The organism is Nocardia sp. NBC_00508 (assembly GCF_036346875.1).
Classification (GTDB): Bacteria; Actinomycetota; Actinomycetes; order Mycobacteriales; family Mycobacteriaceae; genus Nocardia.
In genome coordinates this window covers 1,072,401-1,089,119 of the sequence record NZ_CP107852.1, presented here as the reverse complement: position 1 = coordinate 1,089,119, position 16,719 = coordinate 1,072,401, and the positions used below count along the sequence as shown (strand labels likewise).

Below are 16,719 nucleotides of genomic sequence, written 5' to 3'. Positions count from 1 at the left end.
AAGGGACGGCCTGTGGCGGAACGCCTCACTGTGCGCGGAGCTCGGGAGCACAACCTGAAGGGGGTTGATCTCGACCTGCCCCGCGACAGCCTCATCGTGTTCACCGGTCTGTCCGGTTCGGGCAAGTCGAGTTTGGCCTTCGACACGATCTTCGCGGAAGGGCAGCGGCGCTACGTCGAATCGCTGTCGGCGTACGCGCGCCAGTTCCTCGGCCAGATGGACAAGCCCGACGTCGACTTCATCGAGGGGCTCTCGCCCGCGGTATCGATCGACCAGAAGTCGACCAACCGCAACCCGCGCTCCACCGTGGGCACCATCACAGAGGTGTACGACTACCTGCGCCTGCTCTACGCGCGCGCGGGCACCCCGCACTGCCCGGTCTGCGGCGAGCTGATCGCCAAGCAGACGCCGCAGCAGATCGTCGACCAGGTGCTCGCGATGGAGGAGGGCATCCGCTTCCAAGTGCTCGCCCCGGTGGTGCGCACCCGCAAGGGCGAGTTCGTCGACCTGTTCGACCAGCTGAACACCCAGGGCTACTCGCGCGTGCGGGTCGACGGCGTGGTGTATCCGCTCACCGATCCGCCGAAGCTGAAGAAGCAGGAGAAGCACGACGTCGAGGTCGTCGTCGATCGCCTCGCGGTCAAGCCGAACTCCAAGCAGCGCCTCACCGATTCGATCGAGACCGCGCTGCGGCTGGCCGACGGCATCGTCGTACTGGATTTCGTCGACCGCGACGAGCATGCGCACGACCGGGAGCGCCGCTTCTCCGAGCGCCTGGCCTGCCCGAATGGTCACCCGCTCGACATCGAGGACCTGGAGCCGCGCTCGTTCTCGTTCAATTCGCCCTACGGCGCGTGCCCGGACTGCACCGGGCTCGGCATCCGCAAGGAGGTCGACCCGGACCTGGTGGTGCCCGACCCGGCGCTGAGCCTGAACGAGGGCGCGGTCGCCCCGTGGTCGCGCGGGCAGACCGCCGAGTACTTCACCAGGTTGCTGTCCGGCCTCGCCGATTCCATCGGCTTCTCCATGGACACCCCGTGGCAGGACCTCCCACCGAAGGCGCGCAAGGCGGTGCTGGAGGGCAGCGCGGATCAGGTGCATGTGTCCTACACCAACCGCTACGGTCGCAAACGCTCGTACTACGCGGATTTCGAAGGCGTGATGCCGTTCTTGCAGCGCCGCATGGAGAACACCGAGTCCGAGCAGATGAAAGAGCACTACGACGGGTACATGCGCGATATTCCGTGCCCGGTGTGCAACGGCGCTCGATTGCGGCCGGAGATCCTCGCGGTCACCATCGCGGCGAACGGCCACAAGAAATCCATCGCCGATGTCAGCGACCTGTCCATCGGCGAATGCTCCGGGTTCTTGAACTCGCTGACCCTCGGGGAGCGCGAGACCGCCATCGCCGGGCAAGTGCTCAAGGAGGTGCAGGCGCGACTGGGCTTCCTGCTCGATGTCGGCTTGGAGTACTTGTCGCTCTCCCGCGCGGCCGCCACCCTCTCCGGTGGCGAGGCACAGCGCATCCGGCTCGCCACCCAGATCGGCTCCGGCCTCGTCGGTGTGCTCTATGTGCTCGACGAGCCGTCCATCGGCCTGCATCAGCGGGACAACCGCAGGCTCATCGAAACCCTCACGCGCCTGCGCAATCTCGGTAACACGCTGATCGTTGTCGAGCACGACGAGGACACCATCCGCGCCTCGGACTGGGTGGTCGACATCGGCCCGTTCGCCGGCGAGCACGGCGGCACGGTAGTGCACAGCGGGCCTTACCAGGAACTGCTCACCGATCCGAATTCGCTCACCGGCGCGTATCTTTCCGGCCGGGAGCGCATCGAGGTTCCGCTGGTGCGCCGACCGGTCGCCAAGAAGCGGCAGCTCACCGTGGTCGGGGCGAGCGAGCACAACCTCAGGGGCATCGACGTCGGCTTCCCGCTCGGCGTGCTCACCGCGGTGACGGGCGTATCCGGATCGGGCAAGTCGACGCTGGTGAACGACATCCTGGCGACGGTGCTGGCGAACCGGCTCAACGGCGCGCGGCAGGTGCCGGGCCGGCACACCCGGGTCAACGGGCTCGACCACCTGGACAAGCTGGTGCAGGTGGACCAGTCGCCGATCGGCCGCACGCCGCGGTCGAACCCGGCCACCTACACCGGCGTCTTCGACAAGATCCGCACGCTGTTCGCGGCCACCACCGAGGCGAAGGTGCGCGGCTACCAGCCGGGCCGATTCTCGTTCAACGTCAAGGGCGGCCGGTGTGAGGCCTGCTCCGGCGACGGCACGCTGAAGATCGAGATGAACTTCCTGCCGGACGTCTATGTCCCGTGCGAGGTCTGCCACGGCGCCCGCTACAACCGGGAAACCCTCGAAGTGCACTACAAGGGCAAGACCATCGCCGAGGTGCTGGACATGTCCATCGAGGAGGCCGCGGAGTTCTTCCAACCGGTCACCTCGATCTACCGCTACCTCAAGACCCTGGTGGACGTCGGGCTCGGCTACGTGCGTCTCGGCCAGAGCGCGCCGACCCTCTCCGGAGGCGAGGCCCAGCGCGTGAAACTGGCTGCCGAGCTGCAGAAGCGCTCCACCGGACGCACGGTGTACATCCTCGACGAGCCGACCACCGGTCTGCACTTCGAGGACATCCGCAAGCTGCTCGCCGTCATCAACGGGCTGGTGGACAAGGGCAACACGGTGATCGTCATCGAACACAACCTGGACGTCATCAAGACCTCCGACTGGGTGATCGATATGGGTCCGGAGGGCGGATCCGGCGGCGGCACCGTGGTGGCCCAGGGCACGCCGGAAGATGTCGCGGCCGTCGCGGACAGCTACACCGGCCAGTTCCTCCGAGGGGCGCTGGAGCAGCCGCCCGCGCCGCAGGTCGCGAAGAAGGCTCCGGCGAAGAAGGCCGCCGCGACCAAGACCACCGCGAAGCGGGTGACGAAGAGGGCGGCGGCCGTCGGCTGACGCGTCAGCGATTGGCGATGGTATGGATCAACTCGGCGAGTTCCTTCGGCTTGGACCACATCGGCCAGTGACCGGTCGGCAGGTCGACGTATTCGGCATCGATGCGGCCCAGTTCGGCGAAGATCGCCGCTTCGCCGTTGTCCCGCAGCTTCTTGACCAGCTCGGCCGTCATGCTGCTGCAGATCACGGTGGTCGGGACAGCCAGCCGCGCGGGCGAATCGCTCAAATGCAACGGCGCCGAGGCGATGGACGCGGGCTCGGGCACGGCACGCTCGCGGAAACGCGCCAAGGCCGCCTCGTCCAGCCCCGCCAGGCTGCTGCCCTCGGCCTCCAGCTCGGACCATTCCGGCAGCGTCCATTCACGTGCCGCGTTGTCCAGCGCGGAGTTGATGACGAAGCCGCTCGGTAGCGGCGCGCTGTCGACGTAGATCGCCCGGCGGAACAGTTCGGGCGCGCGGTCGATGGCGAGATAGGCGGGCGCCGCGCCGCCGGAATGCGCGACGAGCACCGCGGTCTCGCCTGACGGCACCGTGTCGATGATGGCCTGCGCCTGCGTGTCCAAGGTCGCCGACAGCCGATCGGGGTCCGCGGCATCCAGGCCGGGCAGTGTGAGCGCTTGGACCTCGTTGCCACGCTGCCGCAGATCGGGCGCGACCTCGTCCCACGCCCAAGCACCGAGCCAGAATCCGGGAGCGAGAAGAATCCGAGTAGCCATGGCCCCACTGTGCCCTACCCATTGGGAATTTTCCTAAATTTCGGTCTCGGAGCGGGCATTTCACCCAAATTCTCTAGTCGGCCTTTCGGAATCTCCTGGAAGGGGTTAGTGCTGTCGACAAACGTGCCGTCAGTAGACCGGGCCGGTGTACTTCTCGCCCGGACCTTTGCCCGGCTCGTCGGGATGGGCGGAGAATTCGCGGAAGGCACGCTGCAGCGATTGGAGGCCCTCGCGGATCGGTCCGGCATGGGGACCCAGGTATTCCACCGACGCCGTCACCAGTCCGGCCAGCGCGGTGATCACGCGCCGCGCCTCGTCCAGGTCGCGGCGCGGACTGGCATCCGGATCCTCGTCGGCGAGGCCGAGCTTCTCCGCTGCCGAGCTCATCAGCATCACGGCGGCGCGGCTGATCACCTCGACCGCGGGGATGTCGGCCAGTTCACGCACGGAGGTGTCGAGCTCGTCAGTCATGCCCTTCAGGCTAGCGACGCCGCCCGCAGCATCCGGAGGTGGCCGATCTCGGCGACGTTCTTCATCAGCTCCGCGTTCACCCAGCCCGCCATATGGGCCAGGGTCAGTCCGGCGTCGGCGGGCCACGGGTATGCGGTGGGGCGGTCCAGGTCGGGTTCGGTCAGCCCGTCGAGGACCCGCTCCCACTCCGTACCCAGGTCGCGCACGCACGCGATGGCCGCGGGGCCGTCGCCTGGCCAGTGCACGTTCTCCCGCGCGGGTGGCGTCAACCTCTCGGCGTGGTTGATCGCCGAGCCCCACCACCAGCCGATATGCCAGGTGAGCCAGCCGATCGTCGGGACCGGCGCAGGGTCGGGTTCGGTATCGGCCCAGTCCGGCCGCCAGATGCCGTCGGCGTCGGGGCGTACCGTCCAGGTGACTCCGGCGGGTTCCCAGAGGAAGTCCGCGGCCGTCAGCGCGTCGAGATGGATACCGGCGAGCGACCAGGTCAGGTCGAATTGCCATCGCAGCAGGTCACGGCGTGGTGTGCGCATCGGGGGAGCGTGGCACGCGGGGCAGAGCCGGGCAAGCGGTTTTCGTCCCGATTCGTCCCGATTCGGCGATAGCCGAACGGAATGTTAGACTGGCCGCTGACGACCGCCCCGGGCTTGCCCCGGGGCTGATAAGTGGAGCCCGACTCCCACCGTTGCCGACGAGTGATCGTACGGTCAACGGTCCGGTCACCCGCCCCGCGAGGGTGGGTTTCTCGTGCCGGGGTTCTCGTAAGAGAGCCGCCATTGCGAGAGTCGATCCGAGTTCGCTCGCGATCGGCGATCGGTCGACATCGGGCCCCGTGTCGCGGAATACCGCACCGGGGCTTTTGTGTTGAAAAGGGGTTGCAGTTATTGCGTGCGGTCGTCCGACGACACCGCTTGACCTAGGAGGCCCCATCAGCACTGAGACCCGCATCAACGATCGCATCCGTGTTCCCGAAGTCCGGCTAATCGGACCTGGCGGCGAACAGGTTGGGATCGTGCGTGTTGAGGATGCATTACGCGTCGCCCTCGAAGCCGATCTCGATCTCGTCGAGGTCGCACCCGATGCCCGTCCGCCGGTCTGCAAGATCATGGACTACGGCAAGTTCAAGTACGAGACGGCGCAGAAGGCGCGTGAATCTCGGAAGAACCAGCAGCAGACGGTGATCAAGGAGCAGAAGCTCCGTCCGAAGATCGACGATCACGATTACGAGACCAAGAAGCGCAACGTCGTTCGCTTCCTCGAGGCCGGGTCCAAGGTCAAGGTGACGATCATGTTCCGTGGCCGCGAACAGTCCCGGCCCGAACTCGGCTTCCGGCTGCTGCAGCGGCTGGCCTCCGACGTCGCCGACCTCGGTTTCGTGGAAACGTCGGCCAAGCAGGACGGTCGCAATATGACCATGGTCCTCGCCCCCCACAAGGGTGCGAAGACGCGGGTGAAAGCGCAGCAGGAGTCCACCCAGCGCCCGGCGCCCAGCGCCGCACCGGCCGGTCAGCCCGCCGCGGAGCAGGCCGAGACGGCCGGTCCGCAGTAACACCGATCAGAACACCGGCGGCCCTCTGGGCCGCCGGCACGACAGATAGAGGAATCCATGCCGAAGATGAAGAGCCACAGCGGCGCCTCGAAGCGATTCAAGGTGTCCGGTAAAGGCAAGCTGCTTCGCCAGCAGGCGAATCGTCGCCACCTGTTCGAGCACAAGCCCAGCCGCCGGACTCGTCGTCTGGACGGCGTGGAGGTCGTCGCGGCTGCCGACGTCCGTCGCGTGAAGAAGCTGCTCGGTATCTGATTGCGCCGTCGCGCAGCCGGCAAGCACCCCGCGACCGGAGCTTCTCCGGCGCCACCCCCGACCAATTTCCGGGCGCCGCCCCGCGCCCCCACATCGAACAGGACTGACCAGTGGCACGCGTCAAAAGGGCCGTCAACGCGCAGAAGAAGCGCCGTTCCATTCTCGAGGCCTCCAAGGGCTACCGCGGCCAGCGCTCGCGGCTGTACCGCAAAGCCAAGGAGCAGCAGCTGCACTCGCTCACCTACGCCTACCGGGACCGCCGGGCGCGCAAGGGTGACTTCCGCAAGCTGTGGATCGCCCGGATCAACGCCGCGGCGCGGATCAACGACATCACCTACAACCGCTTCATCCAGGGCCTGAAGGCCGCCGGTGTCGAGGTGGACCGCAAGATTCTCGCCGAGCTCGCGGTGTCGGACGCCGAGGCGTTCGCCGGTCTCGTCGCGGTCGCCAAGGCCGCCCTGCCGCAGGATGTCAACGCCCCGGCGGCCTGAGCCGGAATCCGTTGACACACGGACAACTGTCGGAACGACCCGTGGAAGCGCTCAGCGAGCGCAATCCGCGGGTCGTTTCCGCTGTCAAGCTCCAGCGCAGCGCGCAGCGTCGTAAGATCGGCCGATTCCTCGCCGAAGGAGCCAACGCCGTGGCCGCCGCGCTGGATACCGCGCGGGTGCACGAACTGTTCTACTCGGGTGCCGCCGCCGAGCGTGACCACGCGCTGATCGCCGGTGCGGCCGCCGCGGGGGTTCGCACCACGCTGGTGAGCGATCGCGCGGCACAGCATCTCGGCGAAACGGTCACCGCGCCCGGGTTGGTGGCGGTCTGCGATCTGCTCGATGTGCCTTTGGCGCGGATCCTCGACGCGGGCCCGCGCATGCTGGCCGTACCTGTCGAGATGGCCGAGCCGGGCAACGCGGGAACCCTGGTCCGGGTCGCCGATTCGGTCGGCGCCGATGGTGTGGTGCTGGCAGGCGACACCGTCGACCCGCACAACGGCAAGTGCGTGCGGGCCAGCGCGGGCAGCATCTTCCACGTGCCGATCGCACGCCACCGGGACGTCGCCGAAACGCTGGAGTCGATCGCGGCGGCGGGCATCACGATCCTGGCGACCGCGGCGAACGGCGAAGCCGACCTCGATGACGCCGACGACCTGTTCACCCGGCCCGTGGCGTGGCTGTTCGGAAACGAAGCACACGGTCTCGACCCCGTCGTCGCGCGCAGCGCCGACCATCGCATCCGCATTCCCATTCGCGGCCGTGCCGAGAGCTTGAATCTGGCCACCGCCGCGGCGATCTGCCTCTACGCGAACTCGCGCGTCCGCTACGGTGTCTGATTTGCAGCGCCTGCGGCGCTGCGTGTTCGCGGCCCCCTTATGGCTCGCGTCCGAGCGACCGCCGCTGGCGACTTCGTCGCGGACGCGGCGGCCGCTCGGACGCGAGCCGGGCCGCGAACGGGGCAATGCTCGGTCTCGCTGCGCTCGAAATCGGGGGTTGGGCCGAGTAGTTGCGTGGGTCGGCGACTGCGGCGTCAAGGGTGTGCCGCATTTCATCGCTAGCGGCTGGGTGTCTGCCGCTGGCGACTTCGTCGCGGACGCGGCGGCCACTCGGACGCGAGCCGGGCCGCGAACGAGCAATGCTTGATCTCGCTGCGCTCGAAATCGGGGGTTGGGCCGAGTGGTTCGTGGGTCGGCGACTGTGGCGTCAAGGGTGTGCCGCATTTCATCGCTAGCGGCTGGGTGTCTGCCGCTGGCGACTGCGTCGCGGACGCGGCGGCCGCTCGGATGCGAGCCGGGCTGCGAACGGGGCAATGCTCGGTCTCGCTGCGCTCGAAATCGGGGGTTGGGCCGAGTAGTTGCGTGGGTCGGCGACTGCGGCGTCAAGGGTGTGCCGGACTTCATCGCTAGCGGCTGGGTGTCTGCCGCTGGTCACTTCGTCGCGGACGGGGCGGCCACTCGGATGCGAGCCGGGCTGCGAACCGGGAATGCCCGGTCGCGCTTCGCTCGAACGGTGGGGTCTGGCCGGCGTGGTTGTGTGCGGCGCAAGCACGGCGTTGAATTGTGGCCCTCTGGCGGGCAGCCCTGGATCGTCAATCGCCGTACGTGCTCAGGTCTTCCATGATCTCCGCCGCCCAGGCCGCTGGCACCGCATCCGGTCCGGCGACCCGCATCGCGCTCATCACCGTGAGCAGCATCCCGGTGGCGAGGAACCGGCGCGCCTCGGTTTCGGGTGCTCCGGACAGCTCCTGGATCAGCTGGTAGATCTGGCCGAAGCGCCCCCTGACGTCGTCGCCGATCTCGGGGTCTGCGCTGGCCGCGAACCCGTGCAGCAGCAGTTGGAGCAGTTCTCGCTCGGCCAGGAACACCGTATAGCCGTGGCCGAGGGAGGTCAGGGCCTCGTCGGGGCTCGCGCCGGGCGGCGCGTCGGCGCGTGACGTGCGGAAGATCTCCTCGATCCGGTCGCACACGCGATGCAAGGCGGCGCGGAACAGGTGCTGTTTGGTGCCGAAGAGCCGGATCACGTACGGCTGCGACACGCCTGCGCGCCTGGCGATCTCGTCGGTCCGGGTGGCGGCGTAACCGGACTCGGCGAAGGCCGACACGGCCGCGTGCAATACCTGCTCGCCTCGTTCAGTCGCGGTCATTCTGGTCCTGGTCGTTCCCGCCATCGTGCTCCATTCCCGCTGGTATCTGGTCCGGCCTTGACATGTTATCAGTCAATGCATACTGTTCGAGCCGTTAGTTATCAGTCGATTACAACAAGGATTGGACATGACCGAGACTCTCGCATCCGCCGCCGCGCCGCCGGTCGTCGCGCCCGCGCGGACGATCGGCGGGCGCAGGCTCGCCGCCGTCCTGGCCGCGGTCGGCATCCCGATGTTCATGGTCACGCTGGACAACCTGGTCGTGACCAACGCGCTGCCGGTGATCCGCACCGAGCTCGATGCCTCGCTGACCGACCTGCAATGGTTCGTCAACGCCTACACGCTGTCGTTCGCCTCGCTGCTGCTCACCGCCTCCGCCATCGGTGACCGGCTGGGCAGGCGCCGGATCTTCCTGCTCGGCATCGCGGTGTTCACGCTGGCTTCCGCGGCCTGCGCGCTGGCGACCGGCCCGGGCATGCTGATCGCGGCGCGCGCGGTGCAGGGCTTCGGCGCGGCGGGGGTGATGCCGCTCTCGCTGACCTTGTTGTCGGCGGCCGTCCCGGAACGGATGCGCAGCGCGGCCATCGGCATCTGGGGTGGCATCGCGGGCCTCGGCGTCGCGCTCGGGCCGCTCGTCGGCGGCGCGGTGGTTGACGGGCTGAGCTGGCAGTGGATCTTCTGGCTGAACGTGCCCATCGGCCTGATGGTGCTGCCGTTCGCCGCGCGGGTGCTCGCGGAATCGCACGGCGGCAGCCGCCGCCTCGATCCGGTCGGCCTGCTGCTGTCGGCGGGCGGCGTGCTCGCGGTGGTGTGGGGCGTCATCCATGGGGCCGACGACGGCTGGACCTCGGCGGGCGTGCTGTCCGCGTTGATCGGCGGCGCCGCGCTGCTCGTCTGCTTGATCGGCTGGGAACTGCGCACGCCGGAGCCGATGCTGCCGCTGCGGCTGTTCCGCTCCCGGGCTTTCAGTGTGAGCAATGTGGTCGGCTTCGCCTTCTCGGTCGGCGTGTTCGGATCGATCTTCCTGCTCGCGCAGTATTTCCAGGTCGTACAGGGCTACAGCCCGCTGGAATCGGGCGTGCGCACGATGCCGTGGACCATGGCGCCGATGGTGGTGGCGCCGATCGCGGGCCTGCTGATCGACCGGGTCGGCGCGCGCACGCTGATCACCACCGGGCAGGTGCTGCTGGCCGCCGCACTGGCCTGGATAGCCGCGATCACGACCGTGGACATCGACTACGGCTCGTACGTCGCACCGTTCCTGCTCGCGGGCGTGGGCATGGGGCTGACCTTCGCGCCCGCGTCGACCATCGTGATGGCCAGCGCGGCGCCGGAGGACCAGGCCATGGCATCCGGTACCAACAACACGGTCCGCGAAGTCGGCGTGGCGATGGGTGTCGCGGTGCTCGCGTCGGTGTTCGCCTCGGCCGGCTCCTACCTGGGGCCGCAGAGCTTCGTGGACGGCTTGGTGCCCGCGGTCTGGGTCGGCGCGGGCATTGTCGCGGTGGGTGCGCTGGTGTCGCTGCTGTTGCCGGCGCGGATCACTGCCGCGCACTGATCATCGACGCATGAGGCCGGCCCCGGGGCGATACCCGGGGGCCGGCATTCAGTCGCAGCCACCGGAGAGCAGCGCCTGCACGGGGTCGGTCCCGGCGGCGGTTCCGATGCCGACCAGGGCGCTCCGGGCGAACGGCTCCAAGCTGGCCTCCTTCGTGCTCCCCGGTCCCTCCGTATGGTGGGCCATGGGACTACCTCCGAGCTGGTCGTCACCGTCGGGGATCCGAACGGGTCGCGCGGCGGCAGCGGACCTTGCCCGGGTCGCTCGGCTCGGGCGCGCGCAAGCCGCCTGCTAGCACACGGCGCGAGCGCGGCGGCAGGTAATCCGCGTGAATCCGGGTCCACGCATCGAATACGATGCGACCAGCAGCAATGCGGGTCGGCAATCAGCTGTGCCCGCGAACCGATCCCCAGGGGAGAGACGGAGCATGGTGGCCGACGACATCGACGCAGGCGAGCAGAACGCGGCGCTGACCGAGGAGGCACTGGCCGCGGCCGCGGCGGCCGCCGAGAAGGCGTTCGCCGCTGCCGCCGACCTGGATGCGCTCGCGGTCGCGAAAACCGAACACCTCGGCGCCAAGGCGCCGCTGGCGCTGGCGCAGCGTGCGCTGGGTGGCCTTCCGAAGACGGAGAAGGCCGACGCGGGCAAGCGGGTCAACCTGGCCAGAGGCAGGGTGTCGGAGGCGTTCGAGGCCCGCCGCGCCACACTGCTGGCCGAGCGCGACGCCGCCGTGCTGGTCGCCGAGGCCATCGACGTGACGCTGCCCGCCCGCCGCACCGCCGTCGGCGCCCGGCATCCGATCACGGTCATCTCCGAGCAGATCGCCGACGTATTCGTCGCGATGGGCTGGGAGGTCGCCGAGGGCCCCGAGGTGGAGACCGAGCACTTCAACTTCGACGCGCTGAACTTCCTGCCCGACCATCCGGCGCGCACCATGCAGGACACCTTCCACATCGCGCCGGAGGGTTCCCGGCAGGTCCTGCGCACGCATACCTCTCCGGTGCAGGTGCGCTCGATGCTGGAACGCGACCTGCCGATCTACGTGGTCTGCCCCGGTCGCACGTTCCGTACCGACGAACTGGACGCCACGCACACCCCGGTGTTCTCCCAGGTGGAGGGCCTGGCGGTGGACAAGGGCCTGACCATGGCGCATCTGCGCGGCACCTTGGACGCGTTCGCCAGGGCGCTGTTCGGCCCGGAGACCCGGACCCGTATGCGCCCCAACTACTTTCCGTTCACCGAGCCCTCCGCCGAGGTCGACGTGTGGTTCCCGGACAAGAAGGGCGGTCCCGGCTGGGTCGAATGGGGCGGCTGCGGGATGGTGAACCCGAAGGTGCTGATCGCCAGCGGGATCGATCCCGAGGTGTACAGCGGGTTCGCGTTCGGCATGGGCCTGGAACGCACCCTGCAGTTCCGCAACGGCATCCCGGACATGCGGGACATCGTCGAAGGCGACGTGCGTTTCACGCTGCCCTTCGGTATCCGGTCCTGATCCCACCCTTCGATCGAGAGAGCGAAACGTCAAGTGCGAGTAGCGCAGTCCTGGCTGACCGACATCATCCAGCGAACCAACCCCGAGTGGTCGGTGACGCCGGAGGAGCTCGACGCGGGATTCGTCCGGGTCGGGTTGGAAGTCGAAGAGGTCGACAAGCTCCAGCGCGTCGACGGCGGGGACGGTCGGCCACCGCTGGTGGTCGGCCGGGTCGCCGAGATCACCGAGCTGGCCGAGTTCAAGAAGCCGATCCGCTTCTGCAAGGTGGACATCGGCCGGCCCGACCTGCAGGAGATCATCTGCGGCGCACAGAATTTCGCGGTCGGTGACCTGGTGGTCGCGGTGCTTCCCGGCGGTGTGCTTCCCGGTGGATTCCAGATCACCTCGCGCAAGACCTACGGCCATGTGTCCAACGGCATGATCTGCTCGGTCGCCGAACTCGGCATCGGCAAGGACCACTCCGGCATCCTGGTGCTGGAGCCGGGCACCGCGGAGCCGGGTACCGATGCCAACGAGCTGCTCGGGCTGGACGACACCGTCATCGAGCTGAACATCACCCCCGACCGTGGCTACTGCTTCTCGGTGCGCGGGCTCGCCCGCGAACTGGCCTGCGGTTTCGATCTCGACTACGCCGACCCGGCCGTGCGCACGCTGCCCGGCCACGAGCAGGAAGCCTGGCCGATCCAGGTCGAGCCGAATTCGCAGTGCACTCGCTTCGCGGCGCGCCGGGTCACCGGCATCGATCCGAAGGCGGTCAGCCCCTGGTGGTTGCAGCGCAGACTGCTGCTGTCGGGTGTGCGCCCGATCTCGCCCGCGGTCGACGTCACCAACTACGTCATGCTCGAGCTGGGGCAGCCGCTGCACGCGTTCGACGCGGAGAAGGTGTCCGGTGGCCTGGTGGTCCGCTCGGCGAGCACGGGGGAGAAGCTGCGCACCCTGGACGACGTCGAGCGCGTGCTCGATCCCGAGGATGTGGTGATCGCCGACGATTCCGGCGTGATCTCGCTGGCCGGCGTGATGGGTGGCGCCAGCACCGAGGTGGGCGCGGAGAGCACCGACATCCTGCTGGAGGCGGCCACCTGGAACCCACTGCGGATCTATCGGACCGCCCGCAGGCACAAGCTGGTGTCCGAGGCGGGCAAGCGGTACGAGCGGGTCGTCGATCCGGAGATCAATGTCGCCGCGCTCGACCGGGCCGCGAGCCTGCTCGCCGAAATCGCCGGCGGCACCGTCGAACCCGTGCTCACCGACGTACGGATCCCGGTTCCCGCCGCTGAGCCGATCCGCATCGACATCGATCTGGCCGATCGCGTCGCGGGCGTCATCTACCCGACCGGTACCTCGGCCGCTCGCCTGGCCCAGATCGGCTGCACGGTCGAGGTCGGCGTCAGCGAGACCGGACACGGTCAGCTGGTGGTGACCCCGCCGAGCTGGCGGCCCGACCTGGCCCAGCCCGCCGACCTGGTGGAGGAGGTGCTGCGGCTGGAGGGGCTCGAGCAGATCCCGTCGGTGCTGCCCACCGCCCCGGCTGGGCGCGGGCTCGCCCCGGCCCAGCGCCGCCGTCGCGCCGTGAGCCGCGCGCTGGCGTTCGCCGGTGCCGTCGAGGTCCTGCCGCCGATGTTCCTGCTCGCCGGTGTGTTCGACACCTGGGGCCTGGACGCCGACGACCCGCGCCGGGTCACCACCCGGGTGCTGAATCCGCTCGACGTGGAACGCGCGGAACTGGCCACCACCCTGCTGCCCGGCCTGCTCGAGGTGGCCGCCCGCAATATCTCGCGTGGCGCGCGTGATCTCGCCATCTACGGCATCGCCCAGGTGGTGCTGCCCGGACCGGACACCCGGGCGGTCGAGCCGCTTCCGGTGGACCGGCGTCCCACCGACGACGAGGTCGCGCAGCTGCTCGTCTCGCTGCCCGACCAGCCGGTGCACGTGGCCGCCGTCCTGACCGGCCGCCGCGAGCCGCGCGGGCCGTGGGGACCGGGCCGCCCGGTCGAAGCCGCGGACGCGTTCGCTCTCGCCGACGCGGTCGCCGACGCGGCGGGTGTCACCATCGAGCGCCGTCCTGTCGCTCACCTGCCCTGGCATCCCGGTCGTTGCGCCGAGCTGGTGGTCGAGGGCGCCGTCGTCGGCTACGCGGGAGAACTGCACCCCGCGGTGCTGGAGCGTTCGGGTTTGCCGCCGCGCACCTGCGCCGTCGAACTGGACCTGGACGCGCTGCCACTGCGGGAAGCCCGGCCGGCGCCGACGGTGTCGCCGTTCCCGGCGGTGCTTCAGGACGTTTCGGTGAGTGTCGAGAAGGCGATTCCGGCTGCCTCGGTCGAGTCCGCGCTGCGTACCGGGGGTGGCGAGCTGCTGGAGGACATCGCCCTGTTCGACGTGTACGAGGGCGCGCAGGCGGGCGAGGGGCGCAAGTCGCTCACGTACGCGCTGCGTTTCCGCGCTGCTGACCGGACGCTCACCGAAGACGAGGCCAGCGCCGCGCGGGACGCGGCTGTCGCCGCGGCCGCCGACGCCGTGGGCGCGGTCCTGCGCGGCTGAGCTGCGCGACCGTGTCGCCCCTGCGGCGGCATGGTCGCGTCCCGGGGTGCCACCCGGTAGCTGGATAGTGCGATCGACTGCGGAACGAGCGCGCGTCCTCGCACCACCCGCCTGCCGCCCCGCCGTCGTTCGGGGGTAAGAACGTGGCATGCGACATCCGGCCAGTCCGATCCTCAACGCGCTGACCTACCTGCCGGAACGGGCGATCGCGCAGACCCCGGCGCTGCTGGGCATGGACTACACCGACCTGTCCCTGACCACCTTGGACGGGGAGGTCTTGCATGCCTGGTGGATTCCGGCACGGGAATCGGTCGGGCACATCCTGTTCGCGCACGGCAACGCGGGCAACATCGGTGACCGGGTGCCGATCTTCGCGTTGCTGACCGAAGCGGGATTCGACGTGCTGGCCTTCGACTATCGCGGGTACGGGCGCAGTACCGGAAGGCCTACCGAGCACGGCACCTACCTCGACGCCCGCGCAGCGCGCGAGGCGCTGCTGGCGCAACCGGGTGTCGATCCGGATCATGTGCTGTACCTGGGCAAATCGCTCGGTGGCGGTGTCATGCTCGAACTGGCGCAGCATCACCCACCGGCCGGGTTGATGCTGATGTCCACGTTCACCGGGCTGCGCGACGCGGCGCGCTCGGTGTACCCGTTCCTGCCCGCACCGCTGGTCCCGAACGCCTATCCGAGCGAACGCCGCATCCGCGAGCTGCGCGCCCCGGTGCTGATCATGCACGGCGACCAGGACGAGCTGCTGCCGCCGCGGCACGCGGAACGGCTCTACGCCGCGGCCAGGGAGCCGAAACGGCTGGTCGTCTTTCCCGGCGCGGGGCACAACGACCTCATCGCCGTGGGCGGCTCGGCGTGGTACGACCTGGTGCGGAACTGGGCGAGCGCCCTGGTCGGACCATGACCGACGCCCGATCCGGTCGCGCTGCGTAGCCTGGCGTCATGAGTGACAACAGCGATATCGCGAGCCGGTTGGCCGGGCTGTCCGACGCGGAACTCGCGGGTGTCCTCCTCGTCGCGACGGCGGGACGTCCGGGGTTCGCGGCGGTCCATGCGGCGCTGGTCGGGCTACTGGAGTCGGGCGATGTGGTCCCCCAGGGGGATGTGACGCCTGCCACGGCGTTCGAGGCCGCTGCGCCTCCCGTCCAGGCGCCGGAGGTATCCGGGCAGGTCGAAGACATTTCTGCGGTACCGGTACCGCCGTCGGGTATATTCACGCCCGCCGCCGGCGGCGGATATTCGGACTCGGGCGTTCCTACTTTCGAGTCAGTTCGCGATAGGGTCGAGCAGCGCTTCGGGACCGCGCAGGGAATGAGCGAGCTCGACCGGCAGACTCCTGCGGGCCGCCGCGCGGACGAACAATGGGAGGCACGCGAGAAGGCCGCGCGGGAGCGCCTGGATCGGATTCGGAAATCGTTGCACGGCAACGACATCGACCCAGACCAGTCGTGATCCGGGCCGGGCGCGCCGGACGACGACTGTGATGGGTGGATTTCGATGAGCGAGCCGCGTGAGATCGCCGAACGGCTGCTGGACGCCCAAGTGGAGTTCCTGCTCGCCGAGGTGAGCGGAGACCGGTTCGCCGAGGTGATCGCGCGCGACACCGAAGCCGTGCTCGCGGTCGCCGACACGCTCGTCTTCCGGGACGTCGTCGAGATCGAGCAAGCCAAGGACACCGTCCGCACCGTCATCGATCTGATCGGCGGCAGTCCGGTGCTCGCCGACATGGTCGGGGTGTTCGCCGACTCCATCTACGACCACATCGCCGACAATCACGACTACACGCTCGGCGAGGTGGTCGAACGCGTGCCGGTCGAGGCGCTGCTGGAGAAGATCTTCGGCATGCACCAGGCCCAGGAGCGCATCCTGGACCGGCTCACCGAGAGCCCGCTGGTGGCCACCGTCGCCTCGAAGTTCGTGGACAAGCTGATCAACGACTTCATGCAGGCCAACCGGGAACGCGCCGAGAAGATCCCGGGCGTCTCCTCGCTCATGTCGCTCGGCCAGTCCGCCGCCAATCGCGCGAAGAAGGTCGCCGCCGACAGCACCTTCGTGGGTGACCTCGCGGGCAAGGGCGCGCTGTTCGCGCTCAAGCGCACCAATAACGCGATCCGGGAGATGTTGCGCGACGCCCCGGTGCACGACGCCGCCATGGAGTTCTGGGACCTGCACGCCGATGAACCGGTCAGCGGGCTGCGCGAATATCTGACCCAGAAGGACCTCAACGAACTGGTTCTGCTGTGCTACGAAATCGCCGTCACCACCCGCGAGAAGGAGTACTTCGGCCTGCTCGTGGACGAATGCGTGGAGGTGTTCTTCACCAAGTACGGCGACTACACGCTGGCGGCCATGCTGCCCGAACTGGGCCTCACCGGGGATGACATCGCCAAGGAGATCCTGCGCTACGGCCCGGCGGTCATCGAGGGCGCGAAGCGGGACGGCGTGCTCGCCAAGCTGATTCGCGAGCGCCTCGCGCCGTTCTATACCTCCGGCGTAGTACTCGGCATCCTCGGCGCCGACTAGCTGGT

16 protein-coding genes are annotated in these 16,719 nt (G+C 68.8%); 11 read left to right on the top strand and 5 right to left on the bottom strand.

The annotated features are described in order from the left end of the window. Positions 1-12: 12 nt before the first annotated feature. Positions 13-2,967: an excinuclease ABC subunit UvrA gene (uvrA, locus tag OHA40_RS04740; RefSeq protein ID WP_330231848.1), complete on the top strand. Its 2,955-nt coding sequence runs from the start codon at positions 13-15 to the stop codon at positions 2,965-2,967. Positions 2,968-2,971: 4 nt separating this feature from the next. Here uvrA and OHA40_RS04735 read toward each other — a convergent pair whose 3' ends face one another. From OHA40_RS04735 to OHA40_RS04725, 3 genes are all read right to left on the bottom strand, one after another. After that, positions 2,972-3,682 (bottom strand): alpha/beta fold hydrolase, encoded by a 711-nt coding sequence (locus OHA40_RS04735; protein ID WP_330231847.1) that lies wholly within the window; start codon positions 3,680-3,682, stop codon positions 2,972-2,974. 129 nt (positions 3,683-3,811) lie between these two features. Next, positions 3,812-4,153, bottom strand: coding sequence for a DUF1844 domain-containing protein (locus OHA40_RS04730; RefSeq protein WP_330231846.1), 342 nt, complete (start codon positions 4,151-4,153; stop codon positions 3,812-3,814). Between the two features lie 5 nt (positions 4,154-4,158). Next, positions 4,159-4,686 carry a DinB family protein gene (locus OHA40_RS04725; RefSeq protein ID WP_330231845.1) on the bottom strand — a complete coding sequence of 176 codons (528 nt, stop codon included), beginning with the start codon at positions 4,684-4,686 and terminating at the stop codon, positions 4,159-4,161. A 350-nt stretch (positions 4,687-5,036) separates the two neighbouring features. Here OHA40_RS04725 and infC point away from each other — a divergent pair, with 350 nt between their 5' ends. From infC to OHA40_RS04705, 4 genes are all read left to right on the top strand, one after another. Then, the gene (infC, locus tag OHA40_RS04720; RefSeq protein ID WP_330234044.1) at positions 5,037-5,702 is read left to right on the top strand and encodes a translation initiation factor IF-3; all 666 of its coding nucleotides are present in this window, start codon (positions 5,037-5,039) and stop codon (positions 5,700-5,702) included. 57 nt (positions 5,703-5,759) lie between these two features. Further along, positions 5,760-5,954 (top strand): 50S ribosomal protein L35, encoded by a 195-nt coding sequence (gene rpmI, locus OHA40_RS04715; RefSeq protein ID WP_330231844.1) that lies wholly within the window; start codon positions 5,760-5,762, stop codon positions 5,952-5,954. A 110-nt stretch (positions 5,955-6,064) separates the two neighbouring features. After that, complete coding sequence (rplT, locus tag OHA40_RS04710; protein ID WP_039797323.1) at positions 6,065-6,445, top strand: 50S ribosomal protein L20; 381 nt, start codon at positions 6,065-6,067, stop codon at positions 6,443-6,445. A gap of 41 nt (positions 6,446-6,486) precedes the next feature. After that, entirely contained in the window at positions 6,487-7,284 is a 798-nt protein-coding gene (locus tag OHA40_RS04705) for a TrmH family RNA methyltransferase (protein ID WP_330231843.1), read from the top strand. Positions 7,285-8,036: 752 nt separating this feature from the next. On the opposite strand, the gene OHA40_RS04700 is transcribed toward OHA40_RS04705, so the two are convergent. After that, entirely contained in the window at positions 8,037-8,591 is a 555-nt protein-coding gene (locus tag OHA40_RS04700; RefSeq protein ID WP_330231842.1) for a TetR/AcrR family transcriptional regulator, read from the bottom strand. 127 nt (positions 8,592-8,718) lie between these two features. Here OHA40_RS04700 and OHA40_RS04695 point away from each other — a divergent pair, with 127 nt between their 5' ends. Then, positions 8,719-10,149, top strand: coding sequence for an MFS transporter (locus OHA40_RS04695; RefSeq protein WP_330231841.1), 1,431 nt, complete (start codon positions 8,719-8,721; stop codon positions 10,147-10,149). Between the two features lie 48 nt (positions 10,150-10,197). On the opposite strand, the gene OHA40_RS04690 is transcribed toward OHA40_RS04695, so the two are convergent. Continuing rightward, on the bottom strand, positions 10,198-10,335 hold the full coding sequence (locus OHA40_RS04690) for a hypothetical protein (RefSeq protein ID WP_330231840.1): 138 nt from the start codon (positions 10,333-10,335) through the stop codon (positions 10,198-10,200). 241 nt (positions 10,336-10,576) lie between these two features. Here OHA40_RS04690 and pheS point away from each other — a divergent pair, with 241 nt between their 5' ends. The 5 genes from pheS (at position 10,577) to OHA40_RS04665 (ending at position 16,714) form a co-directional block, all read left to right on the top strand. After that, positions 10,577-11,641: a phenylalanine--tRNA ligase subunit alpha gene (gene pheS / locus OHA40_RS04685; RefSeq protein WP_330231839.1), complete on the top strand. Its 1,065-nt coding sequence runs from the start codon at positions 10,577-10,579 to the stop codon at positions 11,639-11,641. Between the two features lie 33 nt (positions 11,642-11,674). After that, positions 11,675-14,179 carry a phenylalanine--tRNA ligase subunit beta gene (gene pheT, locus OHA40_RS04680; protein WP_330231838.1) on the top strand — a complete coding sequence of 835 codons (2,505 nt, stop codon included), beginning with the start codon at positions 11,675-11,677 and terminating at the stop codon, positions 14,177-14,179. A gap of 148 nt (positions 14,180-14,327) precedes the next feature. Beyond that, the gene (locus tag OHA40_RS04675; protein ID WP_330231837.1) at positions 14,328-15,095 is read left to right on the top strand and encodes an alpha/beta hydrolase; all 768 of its coding nucleotides are present in this window, start codon (positions 14,328-14,330) and stop codon (positions 15,093-15,095) included. Between the two features lie 38 nt (positions 15,096-15,133). Next, entirely contained in the window at positions 15,134-15,643 is a 510-nt protein-coding gene (locus OHA40_RS04670) for a hypothetical protein (RefSeq protein WP_330231836.1), read from the top strand. Between the two features lie 45 nt (positions 15,644-15,688). Beyond that, complete coding sequence (locus OHA40_RS04665) at positions 15,689-16,714, top strand: hypothetical protein (RefSeq protein ID WP_330231835.1); 1,026 nt, start codon at positions 15,689-15,691, stop codon at positions 16,712-16,714. Positions 16,715-16,719: the final 5 nt, after the last annotated feature.

Coding starts and splice junctions, on each gene's coding strand:
- OHA40_RS04735 (WP_330231847.1), bottom strand. CDS start 3,682: ATGGCTACTCGGATTCTTCTCGCTCCCGGATTCTGGCTCGGTGCTTGG.
- OHA40_RS04730 (WP_330231846.1), bottom strand. CDS start 4,153: ATGACTGACGAGCTCGACACCTCCGTGCGTGAACTGGCCGACATCCCC.
- OHA40_RS04725 (WP_330231845.1), bottom strand. CDS start 4,686: ATGCGCACACCACGCCGTGACCTGCTGCGATGGCAATTCGACCTGACC.
- rpmI (WP_330231844.1), top strand. CDS start 5,760: ATGCCGAAGATGAAGAGCCACAGCGGCGCCTCGAAGCGATTCAAGGTG.
- OHA40_RS04700 (WP_330231842.1), bottom strand. CDS start 8,591: ATGACCGCGACTGAACGAGGCGAGCAGGTATTGCACGCGGCCGTGTCG.
- OHA40_RS04695 (WP_330231841.1), top strand. CDS start 8,719: ATGACCGAGACTCTCGCATCCGCCGCCGCGCCGCCGGTCGTCGCGCCC.
- OHA40_RS04690 (WP_330231840.1), bottom strand. CDS start 10,335: ATGGCCCACCATACGGAGGGACCGGGGAGCACGAAGGAGGCCAGCTTG.
- pheS (WP_330231839.1), top strand. CDS start 10,577: ATGGTGGCCGACGACATCGACGCAGGCGAGCAGAACGCGGCGCTGACC.
- OHA40_RS04675 (WP_330231837.1), top strand. CDS start 14,328: ATGCGACATCCGGCCAGTCCGATCCTCAACGCGCTGACCTACCTGCCG.
- OHA40_RS04670 (WP_330231836.1), top strand. CDS start 15,134: ATGAGTGACAACAGCGATATCGCGAGCCGGTTGGCCGGGCTGTCCGAC.
- OHA40_RS04665 (WP_330231835.1), top strand. CDS start 15,689: ATGAGCGAGCCGCGTGAGATCGCCGAACGGCTGCTGGACGCCCAAGTG.